The 21186-nt window shown below is 44.4% G+C and carries 20 protein-coding genes and 1 pseudogene; 7 read left to right on the top strand and 14 right to left on the bottom strand.

Translation table 11 applies throughout. The features are described 5' to 3' along the window. The 6 genes from IQ242_RS01705 to IQ242_RS26975 all read right to left on the bottom strand — a co-directional run. The coding region (locus tag IQ242_RS01705; protein WP_147070274.1) for a hypothetical protein at window positions 1-337 on the bottom strand (337 nt) is incomplete at its 3' end. 12 nt (window positions 338-349) lie between these two features. Beyond that, the gene (locus IQ242_RS01700) at window positions 350-1216 is read right to left on the bottom strand and encodes a transglutaminase family protein (protein ID WP_193958811.1); all 867 of its coding nucleotides are present in this window, start codon (window positions 1214-1216) and stop codon (window positions 350-352) included. Continuing rightward, window positions 1216-2217 (bottom strand): alpha-E domain-containing protein, encoded by a 1002-nt coding sequence (locus IQ242_RS01695; RefSeq protein WP_147070269.1) that lies wholly within the window; start codon window positions 2215-2217, stop codon window positions 1216-1218. The genes IQ242_RS01700 and IQ242_RS01695 overlap by 1 nt, the downstream gene beginning before the upstream one ends. 112 nt (window positions 2218-2329) lie before the next feature. Continuing rightward, window positions 2330-3766 (bottom strand): circularly permuted type 2 ATP-grasp protein, encoded by a 1437-nt coding sequence (locus tag IQ242_RS01690; RefSeq protein ID WP_193958813.1) that lies wholly within the window; start codon window positions 3764-3766, stop codon window positions 2330-2332. 41 nt (window positions 3767-3807) lie between these two features. Beyond that, entirely contained in the window at window positions 3808-5043 is a 1236-nt protein-coding gene (locus tag IQ242_RS01685; protein ID WP_370582936.1) for an RNA-guided endonuclease InsQ/TnpB family protein, read from the bottom strand. Next, entirely contained in the window at window positions 4973-5452 is a 480-nt protein-coding gene (locus tag IQ242_RS26975; protein ID WP_199308304.1) for an IS607 family transposase, read from the bottom strand. The genes IQ242_RS01685 and IQ242_RS26975 overlap by 71 nt, the downstream gene beginning before the upstream one ends. A 284-nt stretch (window positions 5453-5736) precedes the next feature. Here IQ242_RS26975 and petB point away from each other — a divergent pair, with 284 nt between their 5' ends. Both petB and petD read left to right on the top strand, forming a co-directional pair. Beyond that, entirely contained in the window at window positions 5737-6405 is a 669-nt protein-coding gene (gene petB, locus IQ242_RS01675; RefSeq protein WP_002738970.1) for a cytochrome b6, read from the top strand. A 51-nt stretch (window positions 6406-6456) separates the two neighbouring features. After that, window positions 6457-6939: a cytochrome b6-f complex subunit IV gene (gene petD / locus IQ242_RS01670; protein ID WP_002738373.1), complete on the top strand. Its 483-nt coding sequence runs from the start codon at window positions 6457-6459 to the stop codon at window positions 6937-6939. Window positions 6940-7322: 383 nt separating this feature from the next. Here the strand turns inward: petD and IQ242_RS01665 are convergent, their stop codons facing one another. Next, window positions 7323-8105, bottom strand: coding sequence for an aldolase/citrate lyase family protein (locus IQ242_RS01665; protein WP_193958810.1), 783 nt, complete (start codon window positions 8103-8105; stop codon window positions 7323-7325). A 220-nt stretch (window positions 8106-8325) separates the two neighbouring features. Between IQ242_RS01665 and aspS the strand changes: the two genes are divergently transcribed. Then, window positions 8326-10113, top strand: a complete 1788-nt coding sequence (aspS, locus tag IQ242_RS01660) for an aspartate--tRNA ligase (RefSeq protein ID WP_193958809.1) — start codon at window positions 8326-8328, stop codon at window positions 10111-10113. A 22-nt stretch (window positions 10114-10135) separates the two neighbouring features. On the opposite strand, the pseudogene IQ242_RS26970 reads toward aspS, so the two are convergent. After that, a pseudogene (locus IQ242_RS26970) lies at window positions 10136-10252 on the bottom strand (Uma2 family endonuclease); the annotation flags it as partial. Window positions 10253-10411: 159 nt separating this feature from the next. Next, on the bottom strand, window positions 10412-11770 hold the full coding sequence (locus IQ242_RS01655; protein WP_193958808.1) for an SUMF1/EgtB/PvdO family nonheme iron enzyme: 1359 nt from the start codon (window positions 11768-11770) through the stop codon (window positions 10412-10414). Between the two features lie 277 nt (window positions 11771-12047). On the opposite strand from IQ242_RS01655, the gene IQ242_RS01650 reads away from it, so the two are divergent. Continuing rightward, window positions 12048-13508 (top strand): efflux RND transporter periplasmic adaptor subunit, encoded by a 1461-nt coding sequence (locus tag IQ242_RS01650; RefSeq protein WP_193958807.1) that lies wholly within the window; start codon window positions 12048-12050, stop codon window positions 13506-13508. A gap of 68 nt (window positions 13509-13576) precedes the next feature. Then, the gene (locus tag IQ242_RS01645; RefSeq protein ID WP_228020766.1) at window positions 13577-13921 is read left to right on the top strand and encodes a four helix bundle protein; all 345 of its coding nucleotides are present in this window, start codon (window positions 13577-13579) and stop codon (window positions 13919-13921) included. Window positions 13922-14176: 255 nt separating this feature from the next. Here the strand turns inward: IQ242_RS01645 and IQ242_RS26630 are convergent, their stop codons facing one another. After that, on the bottom strand, window positions 14177-14302 hold the full coding sequence (locus tag IQ242_RS26630) for a hypothetical protein (protein ID WP_255520588.1): 126 nt from the start codon (window positions 14300-14302) through the stop codon (window positions 14177-14179). Here IQ242_RS26630 and IQ242_RS01640 point away from each other — a divergent pair. Both IQ242_RS01640 and IQ242_RS01635 read left to right on the top strand, forming a co-directional pair. Further along, on the top strand, window positions 14262-17327 hold the full coding sequence (locus tag IQ242_RS01640) for an efflux RND transporter permease subunit (RefSeq protein ID WP_193958806.1): 3066 nt from the start codon (window positions 14262-14264) through the stop codon (window positions 17325-17327). The two genes, IQ242_RS26630 and IQ242_RS01640, sit on opposite strands and share 41 nt — an antisense overlap. 51 nt (window positions 17328-17378) lie before the next feature. Further along, window positions 17379-18371 carry an aldo/keto reductase gene (locus tag IQ242_RS01635; RefSeq protein WP_193958805.1) on the top strand — a complete coding sequence of 331 codons (993 nt, stop codon included), beginning with the start codon at window positions 17379-17381 and terminating at the stop codon, window positions 18369-18371. Between the two features lie 189 nt (window positions 18372-18560). Here the strand turns inward: IQ242_RS01635 and IQ242_RS01630 are convergent, their stop codons facing one another. The 4 genes from IQ242_RS01630 to IQ242_RS25710 form a co-directional block, all read right to left on the bottom strand. Then, a complete protein-coding gene (locus IQ242_RS01630) occupies window positions 18561-19412 on the bottom strand; it encodes an ADP-ribosylglycohydrolase family protein (RefSeq protein WP_193958804.1) in 852 nt (283 codons plus the stop codon). A gap of 8 nt (window positions 19413-19420) precedes the next feature. Next, the gene (locus IQ242_RS01625; protein ID WP_193958803.1) at window positions 19421-20182 is read right to left on the bottom strand and encodes a RodZ domain-containing protein; all 762 of its coding nucleotides are present in this window, start codon (window positions 20180-20182) and stop codon (window positions 19421-19423) included. A 26-nt stretch (window positions 20183-20208) separates the two neighbouring features. After that, window positions 20209-20955, bottom strand: coding sequence for a pseudouridine synthase (locus IQ242_RS01620; RefSeq protein WP_193958802.1), 747 nt, complete (start codon window positions 20953-20955; stop codon window positions 20209-20211). A 12-nt stretch (window positions 20956-20967) separates the two neighbouring features. After that, window positions 20968-21186, bottom strand: a 219-nt coding sequence (locus IQ242_RS25710) for a hypothetical protein (RefSeq protein ID WP_228020765.1), incomplete at its 5' end; no start/stop codon positions are given.

The following is a 21186-nucleotide window of genomic DNA, read 5'->3' as shown; positions in this document are numbered from 1 at the left end:
ATCTAGAAGAAGCCGAATTTTGTTCAAAAGTTAACTCCTCTAACACTTCCGTAACCAACTTGCCGTTGGCTAAACGCTTTAAACTTCTAATCTGAATATTTACTTGGGGAGTTTCTTCTAACTGTTGGATCAAAAAATCTGCATATTTGATTATTGCCTCACGCGCCGCATTTTTTTTAGTCCAAACTTGCGCCATTTCTAACATATTAGTAACCCCAATAAACTCCTCTCCCTCCCCATCTAAACTATGATTAGCCGCATAGGCATTAGCAGTAGGACACAACAATAAAACATAGCCTAAATGTCCTTTTGTTGCTGTGCCAAATCCTTTAGCCATAAAGAATCATCCTCAAGATAACAAATCGATGGAAATTGTCGATGATAGCTGAGATTCTATCACTTGATGACCGAGATTAACCGGTCGAGCATTTCCCTCTACCGGCGCGCAATAACGGGGAATTGGACTAGAAACGAGGCTTATATGACGGTCACTCACCGCTAATCCATGGGTAGGATCATAACCTTTCCAGCCGCCCCCCGGCAAATACACCTCTACCCAAGCGTGTAAATGTCTTTCTTCTTGGTCTAAATCTCCTTCTTGATAGCCACTGACAAAACGGGAAGCTAATCCCACACAGCGACACACATCCATAAATAAAACCACAAAATCGCGACAGGAACCCTGCTTATTTTTCCAAGTGTTTCCGGGTAGATAGGGTTCCCCGGTAAGACGAATAATTTGCTGACAATTTCGGTAAATTTTGTCATTGAGATTAAACAGGAAAGATAGCACCTGTCCTTCGGTTTCCTGCATAATTTCTTGGGCTAATGCTGCCATATCAGGGTCATTATTTAACCCATAAAATTGTCTGTAGGGTTGTAATTGACTGTGGAGAGAAATGGGATAATCAAAGGGTAAACAGGTCGCCCAAGGTTCCAACAAATACTGAAAAGGATTAACCCCATGGGTTTCTACTTCACTGACCACATCAATCAATAATTCTTCCGTCGGTTGATTAAACCAAATTTGTAAACAAGAATTGCCATCGAGGTCGATAATATTAGTTATTGTTAAAGGTTCTGGGTTAATTTTGAGTGTGAACTCTCGCAAAGTTTGCCCACCATCGGATTTTGGTCGCAAGCGCAGCAGATGGGGTGATAAAATCACGGGTTGATTATAGAAATAGTTAGTTTGATGCCGAATGTGATAACGCATTAAGTTGTTAATTGGGATTGATATTGAAAGTTATTTACTGGCAGAGGTGAGGCAAGTTCAGGATTAAAAACAAAGAAAGTTTCTGTCATTTTTATTCCCACATCATTAACTCTTTTTTGAATATGGTCGAGGAATTCATGCAATCCCATTTCAATAATATCCTCGATAGTTAGATAGCTCATTTCGGCACAAAGTCGCCCTAAACTTCTTTCTACTGAATTGCCCCAAGTTCCTATAGGAGTCCCTGTAACTTGATGTAAACAGTGGTCTAATTCCCGCAGACAAAAGTGAATTGAACGAGGAAATTCTCGATTAAGAATTAAAAATTCGGCCACGTCACTAGGAGTAATCCGTCGTTGACATTTACGATACATTTCGTAGGCACTCACCGACCGCAGTAAAGCAATCCATTGAATTTGGTCTAGAGAAGTTCCTACCCATTGAGCGGAAGGTAAGAGATAATAGTATTTAACATCAAGAATTCTGGCGGTTTTATCGGCGCGTTCCTGTAATCTTCCCATAACGCCAAAATGCCAACCTTCATTATGAGTCATCGTTGCATCCATCACCCCCGCAAAACGGTGACTAGCCAATTTAACTTGGGTAAAAAAGTTAGGTAAAGTAGTTTGAGGATGGTAAGAGGAAGCGTCTTTTACCATTAAGAAAAAACCATTAACCTGTTCCCACATTTCCGAAGAAATAATCTCGCGAACTGACCGAGCATTTTCTCGCGCCCAGCGCAAACAAGAGATAATTGAACTACTATATTCCGTGTCAAATGTCAAGAAATTGATCACATTTTCTGCGGTGGCTGTGCCGTAACGTTTCTTGAATTGTTCTAAATCTCCCGTGGTTAAAACCAAAGGTTCCCACTGTTGCAAAACACTGGTAGGTACATCTAACATTAAATTAAGGTTAACATCCATAAACCTAGCGACATTTTCCGCCCGTTCAATATAGCGATTTAACCAATAAATTGAATCAGCAACTCTACTAAGCATAATTAACTGGGAAAAAGGAAAGGGTAGGGTGGGTTAGGCGACAATAATTTACGCAGTTGACTGATGATTTAATTTTCGCCGTAACCCACCAAAATTTTGATTATTGTCCTGATTACTTGGTTAAAACCCAAGTGTCTTTACTGCCACCACCTTGAGAAGAATTAACCACTAAAGAACCCTTTTTCAAAGCTACGCGAGTTAACCCCCCGGGATGCACATAAATTTCATCGCCACGATGGAGAATATAGGGACGTAAATCCACATGACGACCTTCAATTTCCGTGTCAATTAAAGTTGGAACCCTAGAAAGACTTAACACTGGTTGAGCGATATAATTGCGGGGATTAGCGGCAATGCGTGGGGCAAATTCTTCTCGTTCTTTCGAGGTAGCTTGGGAACCAACTAACATCCCATAACCTCCCGATTCATTGGCAGCTTTCACAACTAATTTATCAAGATTATTTAAAACATAATCTAAGTCCTTTTCTCGCCAACAAAGATAGGTGGGAACGTTATTTAAAAGCGCTTCTTCTCCCAGATAATAACGAATCATATCGGGGACAAAAGCATAAATAACCTTATCATCAGCGACTCCCGTACCAGGAGCATTAGCTAAAGCGACGCGGCCTTCCTGAAAAACTTTTAATAATCCGGGTACACCTAACATCGAATCGGGACGAAAAACCGCCGGATCTAAAAAGTCATCATCGAGGCGACGATATACCACATCTACCCGTCTTAATCCCTTGGTGGTTTTCATTTGTAGATAACCATCAAAGACGACTAAATCACGCCCTTCCACTAATTCTACCCCCATTTGTTGGGCGATAAAAGAATGTTCAAAGTAGGCAGAATTATAGGTTCCGGGGGTCAAAACCACTACGGTGGGATTAGGTAATTGGAGCGGTGCTAAATTAAGGAGAGTTTCCAACAGATGGGAAGGATAATCATCCACAGGTTTAACATTCATTGTCTGGAAAATATCGGGGAAGGTGCTTTTCATTACCCGACGATTTTCGAGGACATAGGAAATACCGGAAGGAACCCGCAAATTATCCTCTAAAACGTACCATTGACCATCTTTATCGCGGACTAAATCGGTCCCCGTGATGTGACACCAGATACCTCCGGCGGGTTTCAGTCCCACACAGGGTTTCAGAAATCCCGTCGCTGAGGCGATTAGTTCGGGGGGAATAATGCCATCTTTAATGATTAACTGGTCATTATAGATATCGGAGAGAAAAAGATTGAGGGCTTTGATGCGTTGTTTCAGTCCTCTTTCTAAATAATCCCAGTCCTCAGCCGCTACAATTCGGGGAATAATATCAAAAGGAAAGATTTTTTCTACCCCTTGATTGTCGCTATAGACATTGAAAGTCACCCCCAATTCAAACAGGGCCGACTGAGCGGTTTCCCGGTGTTGTTGAAGTTCTCGGGGCGGCAGATTCTGTAACCATTTGATTAAAGGGGACGAGTGGGGACGAGGTTGACCATCATCTAAGAATAGTTCGTCGTAGAAGCCTTCGGGATCGTAGGTATTTAATAGCACGCTGACCTCATTCCATACCGATACTTTTTTGCTAACATACATTAACAATGCACTCTAAGAGAGTCTCTTAAAGAGGGGGTATCTCCCAAAGCACGAAGAAAAATTCCTCGTGCGCCATTAATATCTCTATCCATCGTCTTGCCATCAATCTTGGATTTAATGACTTTTTTTCCACCTAAGTTATGTATTAATTCACCAGTCCAGCTAACTGTTTTCGACGTATAGGCTTCACAGCAGTCTATTACTAATTTACCCATCTCAAAAGCCTTATGCTTGAGAAATTGCTTAAATCGGTAATGAGACCAGTTAAGCATCTGTCTAACAGATTTTGAGCGAATCTTCCTGCTATTTTTTAGAACCATTTCTGACACTTCAAAAGTAGGCAAAAGAATCACATCAAAGTTATCAACTAGGAATCTAGCAACTTGATGATGAAGTTCATCTACTAAATTCCTGATTTTATTTCTTAGTCGATTAGCTGCTTTTCGATAACGGTTTCTGGTTTTAGCATTAACTTTGGTAGAACGAGAAATTAAATCATCAAGGTGATAGCATAATCGTTGGATTTTACCTATATCCTGACTCCCGATTGAGCCAAAACTATTAGGCGAGAATAGTGCCAGAAAATCTCTAACACCGGGGTCTAGGGCGACAATGCGTCCTTGGTTATCGGATTCGCATCGTTGCACCTCATGGGGAATAGCTAAATAGTATTGTCCATTTCTGGATACTAATCGGCTATCCCCAAAATTGTCGGGCAGTGATTCGGTGAAGCGTATTTGCCCTAATTTTGTGTGATATATTCCTTTTTCTGAAATGGCTGACTTAGGAATATAACATGATTGCTGTTTATCTTTACGGGAACGGAATTTTATTTTCTGGATTTCCCCAGTTTTTTGATATTTTCTTTGAGCATTTTTAACGGCTTCACAAGGGTCTTTGACTGCTATTGATTTAATCTGGTAGGGGACTTCTTTAGCCCATTCTGGTAAATCATTAATGATTCCGGTCTTGATAGCCTTCCAATTAGCTTTTCTATCTGGTTCCTGTAGATATTTAATGGTTTGGTTGAAGACAAACCGAGATACTCCCCACCAGTGTTTCATCAGTTTCTTCTGTTCTGTTGTTGGATAAATCCGCACTTTCTTTGATTTTTTGAGCGTACTTCCTGAGTCCGGACATTCGGCAAGAGAAGATGTGAAGTATTTATAACAAGTCTGCTGTAAGTTCTGATTCGGGACTGTGAACAGTTTGGTCGAGAACCAAGATTTTGCCACCGTTTTGTTCGACCATGTACTGTATAAGCTCGAATCTAAATCGGCATAATCTGTCCAGTGTGGACATAACAATTGTGAGTTTATTTCCCCACAATAATCTGTCCAGTATGGCTCTAAGTCCTTTTCTTTGGAAGTTAAGCCCACTACCGATGTCTTTGATGATTTCTGCCTCTGGATAGAATCCGCGCATAAAGCTGACTTGTCTCTCAAGGTCATCTCGTTGCTTGATTGAACTGACTCGGCAGTAGCAAACAAGGGAAGCTCTAGCTGCACCATTGACGTAAGACTGGACATCGTACAATCGTTGCCCTGCTTCGTTTTTGATACTTTTGATTTTCCCTTCATCGGCATATTCTCTTAATGTATTGGGATGTAATCCCCATAGCTCAACGGCTTTTCTTAGGGTCACAAACGTTCGCCTAAATAGTGGCGTATGTAGGTCAATGTGAGCAAATCAGTAACTAGCTGTCAACCTTACCTATTCCCAGTGTCGGACAATTGGCCTGATTTTTTGTAGTCTAGGAGACATTTTAAGAGAAATTTTAGGAAGTTGGCGGTTTTTCGGGACTAGCGATCGCTGATTGATCCCCACCGGTGGAGAAACCTGACAAGAGCGAGAATTAGCCCTGAAAACTGTGTTACATTTTTTAAAGGTCACACCTTAAATCTTTCATTTTTCTTACTGGTTACGCGATGTTTACCAAACAAGTAACGGATTCTAAAGCCTATCAATGGTTTGAGGAACGCTTAGAAATTCAAGGGATCGCTGATGATATCAGCACCAAATACGTTCCCCCCCACGTTAATATCTTCTACTGTCTGGGTGGTATCACCCTTGTGTGCTTCGTGATCCAGTTTGCCACTGGTTTTGCCATGACCTTCTACTACAAACCCACTGTAGCAGAGGCCCTCTCCTCCGTACAGTACATCATGAACGAAGTTAACTTTGGCTGGTTAATTCGTTCTATCCATCGCTGGTCCGCCAGTATGATGGTGTTAATGATGATCCTGCACGTTTTCCGCGTCTATCTGACCGGTGGATTCAAAAAACCTCGCGAATTAACCTGGGTAACTGGGGTTGTCCTGGCCGTGATCACCGTTAGCTTCGGTGTCACCGGTTACTCCTTACCCTGGGATCAGGTGGGTTACTGGGCGGTTAAAATTGTTTCCGGTGTACCTGCTGCTATTCCCGTCGTCGGTGATCAACTCGTCACCCTGATGCGCGGTAGCGAAAGCGTCGGTCAAGCAACTTTAACCCGTTTCTACAGCTTACATACTTTTGTACTACCCTGGTCGATCGCGGTCTTCATGTTGCTACATTTCTTGATGATCCGTAAACAAGGCATTTCTGGGCCTCTATAATTCAGAAAAATATCTCTGTCGGTCCGAAATCATTTTTAGGAGACATTATCCATGTCCACATTAAAAAAGCCCGATCTCAGCGATCCCGCTCTCCGCGCTAAGTTGGCTAAAGGTATGGGTCACAACTACTACGGTGAACCCGCTTGGCCCAACGATCTGCTCTATGTCTTCCCGGTGGTTATCTTCGGTACGATCGGACTCTGCACCGGTTTAGCGATTATGGATCCCACCATGATCGGTGAACCTGCCGATCCTTTCGCTACTCCCCTAGAAATTCTGCCAGAGTGGTATCTTTATCCCGTTTTCCAAATTCTCCGTATTCTTCCTAACAAACTCTTAGGTATCGCTTGCATGGCCGGCGTTCCCCTAGGCTTGATGTTAGTTCCCTTTATTGAAAGCGTCAATAAATTCCAAAATCCTTTCCGTCGTCCCGTCGCTACCGCTATCTTCCTATTTGGTACTGTGGTCACGATTTGGTTAGGTATTGGTGCCACTTTCCCCATCGATATATCTTTAACTCTCGGTTTGTTCTAAGTTACTGAACTCCAGCAGTTTTTTGCCCACGCTTGTGATTCCTGACTTTGGAAGAGCGATCGTGGGCAATTTTAATTGGGGTTTGCGGCAAAAAGTTTTTCTTGGGGGCAGGGTGTGGCCCCCCCCAACCCCCCCGACATCGGGGGGGCAGGTGGGGTGTAGGGTTTTACCCATTTTCAGGTGGTCAATTACCTAATTTTCAGGGAAAAAGTCCTGGAATTTTCCCCGCGCTCACTCCAATCCCTGGCACTTTTGGATTTCAGAAAAGCCTAAAAATCTGATCCAACAAGGTTTTTAGATTTATTCAGCCAGTCCTGCCTTTTATTTGTCAGATTGATTGGATATGTCTAGGTTTTGCACGATCAATCAAGGGACCAGTATCTTTAACCAAAAAGTAAATTATGGAGGATTTCTAAACGCCGGTCATCTTCACGAACAATAGCACCATAATAATTTTTTTTATTCTCTAGCCAGAGTAATTCAAACTCGATCGCCTTTTGGAAAGCTAAACTAAAATTATCCAAAGCTTGGGGACAATTAAAGATAACTTTGCGCGTCTCGAAGCGGTCAAAATGTCCTTGGCAGAACATTTTGAAAAACGGTAAAGAATCTAGTGACACCCCACCCCCAATAGCCACAGTCAAACCGGCAGCCTTAGCTTTTTTTGCCAAAGGTAAAGCCAGATCTAAAACTTGCTCGCTATTGACATCCCGGCGAGTTAATCCCAAAGAACAGGCTAAATCCATGCGTCCGATGACGATACCATGGAGAGATTTTATCTCTGGAATCGCCAACATTTCCTGAAAATTCTCACAGGCAGTAATCGTTTCGATATTAACTAATAACTCCACATCTTCCACCCCTTGATCAGCTAAAACCCTCCTAGCTGCCCGCAGATATTTTTGTAAAGCATAGGCTGTTTCTACCATAGGAGCAATCAAGCGATCAACTCCTAAATTAACTGCATCAAAGATATCTCTGATCGCTTCGCAACCGGCGATTTTCAGATTAAAATCCAGCCCCGCTTGCAGACTAATTTCTTTCAACCGCATCGCTTCCGTTAGTCGGGTTCCTTCCGTCTCGAATTCCGCTTTTACCCCTGAAACATGGTGATCTTCCCTGAGTTCTCTTAACAGTTCCACCATTTTTTTTTCTAAGGAATTCATGTTTTTAATCGTTCAAAATCGGTAACTGCTAGAGGAGCCTTGTTGATTATAGCCGATCTGCGAAAAGCCGATAGCTGAGGACTAGAAGACCATAAAAATACCCTAAACAAGAGGACAAAAGCGACAAAATACTGGCATAATGAACAAGGCCGTCTGATTTTTTTCTGGCCACATCCTTTCTATACTACATTCGTAATATAAGTAATTCTCTAGTTAGACTATGCGAACTCACTACTGTGGCGACCTTAGCGCGATCGAAATTGAAAAAAGTGTCACCCTCTTCGGTTGGGTCGATCGCCGTCGCGATCACGGTGGCGTTATTTTTATCGATCTACGGGATCGCAGTGGTATTGTCCAGATCGTCAGTGATCCCCAACGAACCCCCGCTTCCTATCCCATTGCTGAAACCGTCAGAAACGAGTATGTCCTTAAGGTGACGGGAACAGTCAGTCAAAGGCCTACCGAATCCCTTAACCCGCGCATTGCCACCGGAGAAATTGAAATTTACGCCACTAGCATCGAGATTCTCAACGGGGTTACTAAACAATTGCCTTTTGTCGTCTCCAGTTCCGAAAGTGAATCGGTACGGGAAGATGTGCGCTTGCGATACCGCTATCTAGACCTACGCCGGGAGCGGATGAGTCAGAATTTACAACTACGTCACCAAGTTGTCAAAGAAATGCGCCGTTTTCTCGAAGATGAACAGCATTTTATCGAAGTAGAAACGCCAATTTTAACTCGATCGACTCCCGAAGGAGCGCGGGATTATCTGGTTCCTTCCCGTGTCAACCCCGGCCAATGGTACGCTTTACCCCAATCACCGCAACTATTTAAGCAATTATTAATGGTGTCGGGAATGGATCGCTACTATCAAATCGCCCGCTGTTTCCGGGATGAAGATCTGCGTGCTGATCGTCAACCGGAATTTACTCAGTTGGACATGGAGATGAGTTTTCTCTCTTTACCTGAGATTTTAGCCCTGAATGAGGCTTTAATCGCTCATATCTTCAAAAAAGTCAAAAATATCGATATAAGCCTGCCCCTGCCTCGTTTAACCTATGCTGAGGCTATGGATCGCTATGGGATCGATCGCCCCGATACCCGTTTTGGCTTGGAATTGGTCAATGTGGCGGAGATTTTTGCCGATTCGGGATTTAAGGTGTTTTCAGGTGCGATCGCTAGTGGGGGGACGGTGAAAGTTTTACCGATTCCCAACGGTAACGAGGCGATTTCTAACGTCAGAATCAAACCGGGTGGGGATTTATTCAAAGAAGCCACCGATGCGGGGGCGAAGGGAATCGCCTATATCCGCGTGCGCGAAGATTACGATTTTGATACCATCGGTGCGATTAAAGATAACCTGACAGAGGCACAAAAACAGGCTTTAATCGAGAATACTGGTGCAAAACCGGGGCATCTGCTCTTATTTGGGGCAGGAGATACCGATACAGTCAATAAATCCCTATCCCGCCTACGCTTAGTTTTAGGGGAACAATTGGGATTAATTGATCCCGAGAAAATCAACCTCCTCTGGGTGACGGATTTCCCGATGTTTGAATACAACGCCGAGGAAAAACGCCTAGAAGCATTGCATCACCCCTTTACTGCCCCTAATCCCGAAGATTTAGACGATCTAGCCCAGGCTCGCGCCCTAGCCTACGATATGATTTTTAATGGTATTGAAATCGGTGGCGGCAGTTTGCGGATCTATCAACGGGAAGTACAGGAAAAAGTCTTCGCCACCATCGGTCTATCCCCAGAGGAAGCCTATAATAAATTCGGCTTTTTGTTAGAAGCTTTTGAATACGGAACCCCTCCCCACGGTGGCATCGCCTACGGTTTAGATCGCTTGGTGATGTTGTTAGCGGGAGAAGAATCAATTCGCGATGTGATTGCTTTCCCGAAAACCCAGCAAGCTAGTTGTTTACTCACTTCTGCACCTTCAACAGTGGCAGCGAAGCAATTAAAAGAATTATCCGTTGCTTCTACCTACAAACCGCCATCCTAAGATTAGGGTGGGCAATGCCCACCTAATTTTTGCAAGTCTGTTGACACCATGCTCTTAAATTCTTTTCTGCCCTCACTTCATCCTCTTTAGCAGTGGCTAAAAATTCCTAGAGTTTAGTTTTGGGAACTAGGGGAAAAGTGCAGGGTAAGCGCATCTTAACAATCCTTGACAATTGTTAAGCAAAAATCGACCAAATGGGTCGAGTTCGCCCCTACAAAATCGACCCGCCTAAGGACGGGAAAGAAAAGAAAAAAGAAAAAATAGGGAATGAGGGTAAAAGGGGAAAAAGGAAAAAGGGTTAGAGAGTTCTCCCGAAAACGCAGGCTACCCGAAAACCGTAATTGTTGATGCGGTTGACGCGGCGGAAGTAGTAGTCGTAGCGAATCGCGGAACGGCAGTAAGTAGGATTGTAGCCCCAGGAACCGCCCCGCAGAGGAGAACGATTATCATTACCATTTTCTATCCAGACACTGCCATCCGTCGGCGCACCGTCATAGTTATCGTGCCAAGTATCGGCGCACCACTCCCGGACATTGCCGTGCATATCGTACAGTCCAAAGGCGTTTGGGGGAAATTGTCCCACGGGAGTTGTTTCGTTTCGATATTCTCCGTTCGGTTCATCGGCGTAGGTATTACTGGCATTGTAGTTAGCCAATTCCCCCGTAATGGTTTCCCCAAAGTAAAACGGGGTGGTGGTTCCAGCACGACAAGCGTATTCCCATTCCGCTTCACTCGGTAGTCGGTATTCCCGAACCGTTAGTTTTGATAATCTCGCACAGAACTCGATCGCATCGTACCAGTTGACTTGTTCCACGGGACGGCGATCGCTATCGGGACGGTCTTTAAAATAGGCCGGGTTGAAATCAAGGTCTTGTTTAACTTTTAAATCCGTGCGAGAGGCGATCGCTTTCCACTGGGCCTGGGTGATGGGATATTTACCCATAAAGAAGGGTGGGACAGTTACTTCATGTTGTGGTCTTTCCCTTCTAAATCCTTCCCAATTAAATTTTTTCACCAGTCTTTCGATTTCCTCATCTTCTGTTCCCATCAGGAAAGTTCCCCCCGGAATGGCGACCATTTCTAAGGTGATGCCTTTGCCCAGATCTTCCCTGAAATATTGGGACTGTTTCGACTCTTTTCTAATTTGCTCACCCTTCGCATTTACTCCCACCACCTCAAAGTTAAATACTGATAACAGTTGTTTTGGCTCTTCTGGTTCAAGCTTGAATTGATAGGTAATTGCTCTTTCTAGTTGCTCAAATCCGTCTTCTTCCCAATAATCAAGCCAGTGGAGGTCTCGCAGATTCAAGCCAACTTCTGCAAGTCGCAGATCAGGAATTTCGCATTCTTCTAACCTCATGGGAATAAAAAAAATTGTCCCCAGTAGCATCTGTCCCAAGGTATCAAGTGCAATCCTCAACTCCCGTTGGATGTATCCCTGTTTATTAGCCGATTTCCCTGACAGACAGGCGAGAAAAATCTGACTAGCTTTAATCGCTTTCGGAATTTCATCTCGCCAAATTTGACCCGGAATCAGGTCTTTTTTATCTAACCAAGGTTTATATCCCGCTTGCTTGAGGCGGTCATGCAGTGCCAAAACTGCTGGTTTGTCCTCACTAGCGTGAGCTAGGAAAATTTGGATCTCTGACTTTTTCATAACTTTTTCTTATGACCACAAGTACGGGAGAGCCAGATTAACTGGCAGAAAATCTCTAAATAAACCATTTAATTGATTATTACTCATTCTTAATTCTCTTGTCTCCTGTCTCGGAGTCTCCTGACTACTGCCTACTGATTCCTCACCAACCAGGACAATTTGGGATTTTCACAGCAAGTCCACTTTCTCACTTTCCCCACCCGTGACCTTTTTCCGTTAGATTATAAATGGATACAAAACTTAACATTTTATCCAAAATCTACCGAGAGGGCAGATCGTGCGGCCAGATACCCTAGAAAATAACCAGCATTCAGCCGATAATTCGCTAGTTCCCGAAGTTATCGCATTTAATCCCGAAATTGAGCCAGAGGAAACCGAATACTCGCCAAAACCGACAAAAACCAACTCTTGGCTATCGGGAGGAAAGGGTTTATTTATCGGTGTGGGATTGGGGGTTTTATTGACCCTAGGGGCGATTCGTTTCGCTAATCGACCCCAAACAGCCCAAAACCCCAATACTCAGCCCGTAGCGGCAAAAAATGAGGCACCAGCACAAACAGTAACCACCACTAGGGTAGAATCCACTGCCGTGGCCCGCACCCTGAAAGCGACTGGAAGCGTGGCAGCCGATGAATTAATCCCGATTCTTTCCCAAGCGACAGGACTACAAATCAAAGAAATCTTTGTCGATGAGGGGGATAGGGTCAGCCAAGGTCAAATTCTCGCTCGTCTCGATGATACCGTCCTACAAGCGCAATTAACCCAAGCACAGGCAAATGTCGCCCAATCCCGGGCGCGTTTGGCAGAATTGCAAGCGGGTAGCCGTAAAGAGGAGATCGCTGGAGCTAAACAAACTATTCAACGCATAAAAGCCGAAATTAGTCAAGCTCAATCGGATTGGGATTTGGCCAAAAAACGCGTCCAGAGAAACCAAAGTTTAGAAGCGGAAGGAGCGATCGCCCGGGATCGTCTCGATGAAGTCCTCAATGAAGAAAGAAAGCAAGCGGCGATCGTACAACAGACCCAATCTCGTTTAGGAGAAGCAGAGCAGCAACTGGCACAATTGCAAGCTGGCAATCGTCCCGAGGTGATCGCCCAAGCTACAGCCCAATTAGCGGAAGCTCAAAGCCGTTTAGCCATTGTTAACGCCCAATTAAACGAGACGCGCCTGATTTCCCCGGTCAGTGGCAAAATTGCCGAAAGAAATGGCCGCATCGGGGATACCACCAACGGTCAAAATGCTCTCTTTAAAATCATCGAAAATGGGCGTTTAGAGCTAAGATTACGGGTTCCTGAGAATCAATTGCCCTTAATCCGCGTCGGAGCGCCTGTTACTATCACTTCCGATGCTAATAGCAGTTTAAAATTATCGGGACAGGTGCGCGAAATTAATCCGATCGTCGATGAGGCATCCCGTCAAGCAACGGTTAAAGTCGATTTAACCGACAATACAGGATTAAAACCGGGGATGTTTTTACGAGGTGCGATCGTGACGAATACTAGCAACAGTTTAACCGTCCCCATGACCGCAGTTTTACCCCAAAAAGATAATCAAGCTCTAGTTTATTTAGTGGGACCTGATAACATCGTCACCGCCAAAACTGTGCAATTAGGTCAAATTATGCCGAATAACCGCGTGGAAATTCTCACTGGTTTACAAGCGGGCGATCGCATTGTGGTCAAAGGGGCAGCCTATCTCGGTGATGGCGACAAAATTACAGCAATCAGTAATCAGTAATCAGTGATCAGTGATCAGTAAACAGTAATCAGTAATCAGTAATCAGTGATCGGTAGCGGGGCAAACGGATGGAGAGTAAAGTTTATGATAAAGCTTATAAATTTGCCATTAGGATTGTTAAAGGCTATAAATATTTGTGTGAGACTAAACAAGAATATGTTTTGTCAAAACAGCTATTAAGGAGTGGCACTTCAATCGGGGCTAACATTGCCGAAGCTAATGGAGCTATTTCTCAAGCTAATTTTCGAGCTAAAATGTCAATAGCTTATAAGGAATGTCTAGAAACAAAGTATTGGCTGTCTCTATTGAAAGACACGAATTACATAGGGTCTGCTGAAAAAGTTTTTCGTAGGGACAGGGTGTGGGGTGTGGGGTGTAGGTTTTTACCGATTCTCATCTGGTCAATTACCTAATTTTCAGAGAAAAAGTACCTGAATTTTACCCCGATCGCTTCCAGAACTGGGACTTTTTGATTGACAAAAAGTCTGAAAGTATTACCCAAAAAGGTTTTTAGATTTATTCAGCAAGCTCTACATAGAGGAAAGAGCCTTTCAAAGTATCAATGATGATGCGGAGGAAATTGGTAAAATGCTTTGGGCTATTCTAAAAACCTGCCAAGAAAATACCAAAAACCAAAAACTGATAACTGATAACCAGTAACTGAAAACTCACATCTGGTAACTGATAACTTCCCCACTGATAACTGATAACTGATAACTGATAACTGATAACTGATAACTGATAACTGAAATTATGGCTTTTAATATTTCTAATTGGTCTATCAAAAATCCCATTCCGACGATCCTGATCTCCCTGGTCATGGCCGTAATGGGATACATTGCCTTTCTAGGATTAGGGATCGATCGCTCTCCTAACATCGACATTCCGGCCGTGATTATCACCGTTAATCAACCCGGCGCGGGTCCAGAGGAATTGGAAACCCAAGTCACCAAAAAAGTCGAGGATGCGGTGGCTGCTTTGGGTAATATCGATCAAATTACTTCTACCATTAACGAAGGCAGCAGCACCACCACCGTTAACTTTATCCTTGGCACTAACAGCGATCGCGCTACCAATGATGTACGCAATGCCATAGCGCAAATTCGGCAGGATTTACCCCAAGATACTAATGATCCAATTGTCCAACGTTTAGAATTTGCCGGGGGTGCGGTGATGAACTATACCATCTCCTCCCCGAAAAGATCGATCGCCGAATTAAGTGATCTAGTCGATCGTCAAATTGGCCGAGCTTTAACGGGAGTGCCGGGGGTAGCACGAGTCGATCGCGTTGGGGGAGTCGATCGAGAAGTGCGTGTAGATTTAGATCCCGGTCGTCTGATCGCCTACGCTATCACGGCCACGGCAGTTAATGACCAAATTCGCAGTTTTAATATTAATTTACCCGGGGGGCGATCGGAAATCGGTGGTAGTGAACAAACTGTCCGCACCCTCGGCAGCGCTGAAACGATCGAAGATTTAAGGAATTATCAAATCTCTTTACCTAACGGTGATACCGTCCCCCTAAGCAATTTAGGGACAGTTAGCGATAGTTCCAGTGATCCTCGACAAATGGCCCTCTTAGATGGGCAGCCAGTGGTGGGTTTTTCGATTTTACGGGGGACTGGCAGCACCTTGGTGACGGTAGAAACAGCAGTGCGTCAAGAAATCGAGAATTTAAAGAAAAAACTGCCCGAAGATCTTAAATTTCAATTAATTTTTACCCGTGCCGACTCAATTCGTGCTAGTTACGAAAGCCTTCTTAGCGATCTCCTGATTGGTTGTATGATGACGGTGATCACGGTGGGTCTATTTTTAGGCAATTGGCGCGCCACAATTATCACGGGTTTGGCCCTGCCTTTGTCGATTTTCCCGACTTTTTGGGTGATGCAGGCCCTAAATTATACCCTTAACGGCATGACCCTGCTGGCCTTAGCTTTAGCTTTGGGTAATCTGGTGGATGATGCGGTGTGTATGGTGGAGGACATCGATCAACATTTAGCTATGGGTAAAAAACCCCTGCAAGCGGCCTTTGATGCCTCAAAAGAGATTGGATTAGCCGTTTTAGCCAGTGCGGCGGCAATTATGGCGGTATTCCTGCCGGTTGCTTTTATGGGCGGTGTGCCGGGGCAATTCTTTCAACCTTTCGGCGTTACGGTGGCGGTTTCTACCCTATTCTCCAGTTTGATCGCTGTCACCGTCACCCCGATGTTAAGTGCCTATATTCTACAGCCGAAAAAGCTGAAAACTGGTGATAGTAATCCGTCCTCGCGCCCCCGTTTTCGTCCCTACAAAAGTTTGTTAACTTGGGCTTTACGTCATCGAATCCTGACTTTATTGGCGGCTTTGGTCTTTTTTATCGGTAGTTTACAGTTAGTTCCCTTGATTCCAAAAGGGTTATTTAGTTCCGGGGATACTGGATTAAGTACGATCAGCCTAGAATTGCCTCCCGGTGCGACTTTGAATGATACTGTTGCCGTGGCTAATCAGGTGAATAGTTTACTACAAAAAAATCCCGCCGTCGCTAATGTTTTGGCTATTCCGGGAGATTCGGGACGGGTAAATACGGGCTTAATATATGTTAATTTAGTTCCTAAGGAACAGCGATCGCTAACTCAACGGCAATTTGAGGAACAAACCCGTCGGGATTTCCAGAAGATACCGGGGGCTAGAGTGACTTTTCGGGCGCAGGGGGGAGCAGGAAGCACTAAGGATGTGGCTATTATTTTAAAAAGTGAAAATGGCGATATTTTAACCCAAACTGCCCAAAAATTAGAGCGAGAAATGCGAGCTTTACCCGGTTTTGTCGAGGTCAGTTCCGGGGTAAGTTTAGTTAAACCGGAGATCATTATTCAACCGGATACCGTGCGGGCTGCCGATCAGGGAGTCTCAGTCAGAGCGATCGCCCGTACTGCATCTTTAGCTTTAATCGGCGATAATGAGTTTAATTTAGCTAAATTTAACCTGGCTGACCGACAAATTCCCATCCGGGTAAAAATTGCCAACGATGGACGCAGTGAGATAGAAACTCTGCAAAATTTGCGCGTTCCTAGCAGTAATGGGACGTTAGTACCGCTTAACTCGGTGGCAACAATTAGCTTAGGTAGTGGACCTGCGGAAATTCAACGCTTTAACCGTCAACGTCAGGTTAATATTGGAGCTAATTTAGAGGGAGTTTCTTTGGGAAGTGCGGTGACACAAATTCGCGCTTTACCAATCATGAAAAACCTACCCCCAGAGGTGACAGAAGAACCCTTTGGTGATGCTCGTATTATGCGCGATATCTTCGCTCGTTTTTTGGGGGCGTTAAGTTTAGCAATTATTTCTATCTATGGGATTCTGGTCTTATTGTATAACAATTTCCTCTATCCCTTAGCGATTTTAACTTCCCTTCCCTTATCGATTGGTGGTACTTTAATCGCTCTTTTAATTACCCAAAAAGAGTTAGGTTTATACGCTTTAATTGGTATAGTTTTACTGATGGGATTAGTCACTAAAAATGCGATTCTGTTGGTAGATTTTGCCTTGAGTGGTCTTCAGGAAGGGAAACCGCAATTTAAGGCGGTGATTGATTCGGGAGTCTCTCGTTTACGACCAATTATTATGACCTCCGTTTCCACAATTGCCGGGATGTTACCGATTGCTTTAGCTTTAGGTGCAGATGGGGAAATTCGCGCACCGATGGCGATTGCCGTTATTGGTGGTTTTACCACTTCCACCCTATTAACTTTGGTGGTTGTGCCGGTAATCTTTACTTATATCGATAGTTTTTACTATTGGTTCCGGGGATTATTTGTTAAACAAAAACCCAAGTCGATTTAGTAGTAAAATATCTCTCTGAAAGCTTGAGAAAAAACCCAGAGAAACTGACCCATGAATCCCTTAACAGTCACACATCAAACTCTATCCCTTCCCCCCATGGGCTGCGGTACTTGGGCCTGGGGAAATCGTCTTCTCTGGGGTTACGATGAGAGTATGGATAGCCAGTTACAAGCGGTTTTTAATCTCTGCGTCGAGCGGGGTGTCACCCTATTTGATACGGGAGACTCCTACGGCACAGGCAAACTCAACGGACAGAGTGAGAAGCTATTAGGACGCTTTACAGGGGAATATAGCGGTTATAACGCCGATAATATCCGTATTGCCACCAAACTCGCCCCTTATCCTTGGCGTTTAACCCGTCATGCCATGGTGAAAGCTTGTCAAGCTTCGGCAACCAGATTGGGTCGCCTGGTGGATTTAGTGCAAATGCACTGGTCAACGGGCAATTATGCGCCATGGCAGGAGAGTGCATTATTAGACGGATTGGGGGATTGTCTGGAAAAGGGGTTAGTTAAAGGAGTCGGTTTATCCAATTTTGGACCGAAAAGATTGAAGTCTGCCTATCAAAAGTTTGCCAGTCGCGGCATTCCTATTACCAGTTTACAGGTACAGTATTCTCTCCTTTCTACCTATCCTCTCACTGACTTGGGATTAAAGGAACTATGTGATCAATTGGGTATTAAAATTATTGCCTATAGTCCCTTAGCTTTGGGGTTATTAACGGGGAAATATCGAGATAATAAAAACTTACCCCCCGGATTACGTCGCTTCCTTTTTGGTCAATTAATTCCCGCTATTTCTCCCCTGATGAGTTGCCTAGAAATTATCGCCCAAGCTAAAAATAAAACTATTAGCCAAGTTGCTTTAAATTGGTGTATCTGTAAGGGAACAATTCCTATCCCCGGAGCGAAAAATGTTCGGCAAGCTGAGGATAACTTAGGTGCTTTAGGATGGAGTTTAGACAGTGGGGAAATAGCAGAATTAGATAAAATTGCCGCCGGTTTAGATAAAAAAATGGTGCAAAATATCTTTCAAACTAAGTAGGGTTTGCTGAATAAATCTAAAAACTTTGCTGGATAAGGCTTTTAGACTTCTTTGACCTCAAAAAGTGCCGACCCTTGCAGTGATTGGGGGGAAAATTCCGGGACTTTTTCCCTGAAAATTGGGTAATTGACCCCCTCAAAATCGGTAAAACCCCACACCCCACACCAGGAAAAACTTTTTCAGCAAACCCTAAGTATTGTCTTGAGAGACCAATTTTAAGCTAGGACGGGGTTGGATTGTTCCCCCGTAAGCGACGGCAGTGTGAGGAGATAGGACAAGATGAGGAGATATGCCTAGGGAAATTCGATAGATTTCCCCAGCTTTATCGATTAATTGCTGTTTAACTGGCTCTTTCGGCAAATTTTGCCGCCAAGCTAGGGGAATCCCCTCGATACCGTTGTACAATCCCGCCCAAATTCCCGCTAAAGTGGTGGTTAATTGCCGTTGATAGGGACTAGAATTAGCGCGACGCACGCTAACGGCGAAATCCTCGGTCGTTTGCAGAAAGGTATAGAGAGAAGCTGCGATCGCAATTCCTAAAGGTGAGCTATCTTTCGCCCAAGCCGATAAAATGGACTCTAAGGGATGATTTTGCCTTAAAGCTGACCGAATCTGCTCTAATAGCTTATTCTTGGGGTTAATAGTTAGCAATTGCCCTATTAACTGATTTAAAGGCCTTTTTCCCTCTAATAACAGACCTACTACCTCTCCCCAAATTATCGCTTCTTGTCGGGTTAACTCGGAAATTAAGCCCTTTTTCAGCCAAAAATTTAATCTAGCTTGCCAACGTTCCCCATGGTCAGGCCAGGTTAAAATCTCCGGCAACAGCACAAATAATAACGCCGATTCCGACTGCTGCCTAGCTGCGATCGCAATGGGCAAATCTTCCTGAGATTGCAGAGCTTGCAAAAGCAGGGTCGTCCTCGGTGTAGCCTCATAGTTAAAGGCTGGTATTAGGGGTTGATTATGCAAGGATTCCCCAATATATGCCCCGATTAACCCTCCCTGAAGGCGATCGAGGGGTGAAAAAACCTTTTGCATAAATTAGCTCAATTTGCCCGGTAGGTGACTTCCTCGACTTTGCCCGGTTGCCCTAGTTGTTGGGCATGGGCATTATTAACGGCAACGTAAACCCCGCCGGCATTACCCGCCCTCACGGTTAATTCTCGGTTTGCTTGCCAAGTGCGATGGCTTCCCTGGGGCAGCACACCTTCAAATTCTGTCTTCCCATCCACCACCACCCGCAGCCAGCAGTCATCTTCCAGTTTTACCTCCACCACCAGCTGCTGATTATTGCTGGTTTTGTTGGCTACCGGTTGAAGGGGATTGCTTTTCGGTTGGACAATTTGCTCCTGTGGCAAGGAAGGCGGCGGTAAGCGATTCGATTGCAGTACCGATTTTTGCAGGACGTGGGATAGGGTTTGTACGGAACCAATAACTAAGATTAAATAGAGAAAATAGAGATGAATCGGGCGAATTTGAAGACTCGGCAGCGATAAAGACGGTTTTGTTCCCCTAAAAAAGTTATTGACCTTGGTGGGAAAACGTCGGCTAATCGTCTCACCATCCAGGGACAGACTTTCAGCAAATTGTTTGATTAACCAACGAATATAAATCGGTTCGGGCAATGCCTCCAAATCCCCCGCTTCCAGTGCTTCTAGGCGATGGCGCGGGATTAGGGTTTTCTGGGCAATTTCCTCGAGAGAAAGGGACTGTTCTAGGCGATTTTTTTGCAAATAAACGCCGATTTCCAGTAATTTGGTTCGTTGTTTATGCTGGGGATCAAGTTGTGATTGGAGAAGGCGAAACATATCGCTATTAGGGGCTGACTTTCAGCTTAGTTAATCTGGTTCTTTAAATATTTCAGTTCATCAAGGGTTAAAAAACGGTAATCACCCAAGGGTAAGGGGGAATTATTACCGGAGTTTAGTTGAATACGACCGATAGCACTGCGATGAAGTTTCAGGACGTGATAACCTAATTCTTCGGCTACAGAGCGAATCTGCCGATTTCTTCCCTCCACTAAAATAACTTCTAATAGGGTTTTTTGGTCGGTTTGCTTGAGAATCTCAACCTGTGCGGGTAAGGTTTTTTTTCCCTCTAAGAAGATACCTTCTCGCCAACGCTGGAGAGCAAGTCTATCAATCGCACCATCTAGCCAAACCCGATAGGTTTTGGGCAAATGATAACGGGGATGGGTGAGGGTGAGGGTCAGTTGACCGTCGTTGGTGAGGAGTAAAGCCCCAGTGGTGTTGATGTCCAACCTGCCTACGGGATGTAACCCCGTCTCGCTGGCGAGGGAGTCGGGCAAAAGGTCAATTACCGTCGGCCGGTTTTGTGGGTCCCTACAGGTAGAAACCACACCAATGGGTTTGTTGACCAGTATATACAATCTTTTGGGACGATTGGCCGGTTCAATTTTTTTTCCGTCTATCTCTAGGTGATCTTTTTCGGGGTCGGCTTTTTCTCCTAACTGCACGATTTTGCCATTCCGTCTCACCCGGCCGGCTACGATCATCTCCTCCGCCCTTCTTCGGGAGGCAATTCCCCACTGGGCAAGGATTTTCTGGACTCTCTCCGCCATTTTTTTTTAGTTTTAACCCTTTCTATGTCCTATTATAGGCATCCTGAAAGGGTTTTTTCGCCCAAAAAGTGAAGAAAAACCGAATATCTCCGGCTGCCTCTTTGTTTTTTTTCTTGGAAAACTTCTCAAAAAAAAGAGGAGTAATCCCTTGACTTGGGCGGCGGCTTCGGTTATACTTTTCTTATAATGGGAATCTTTGCGTTTTTTACGAGACTCCAACACTCCATTATA

The sequence above is a fragment of the Microcystis sp. LEGE 08355 genome (assembly GCF_015207185.1).
Taxonomy (GTDB): domain Bacteria; phylum Cyanobacteriota; class Cyanobacteriia; order Cyanobacteriales; family Microcystaceae; genus Microcystis; species Microcystis panniformis.
This window is presented reverse-complemented; position numbering and strand designations above follow the sequence as displayed.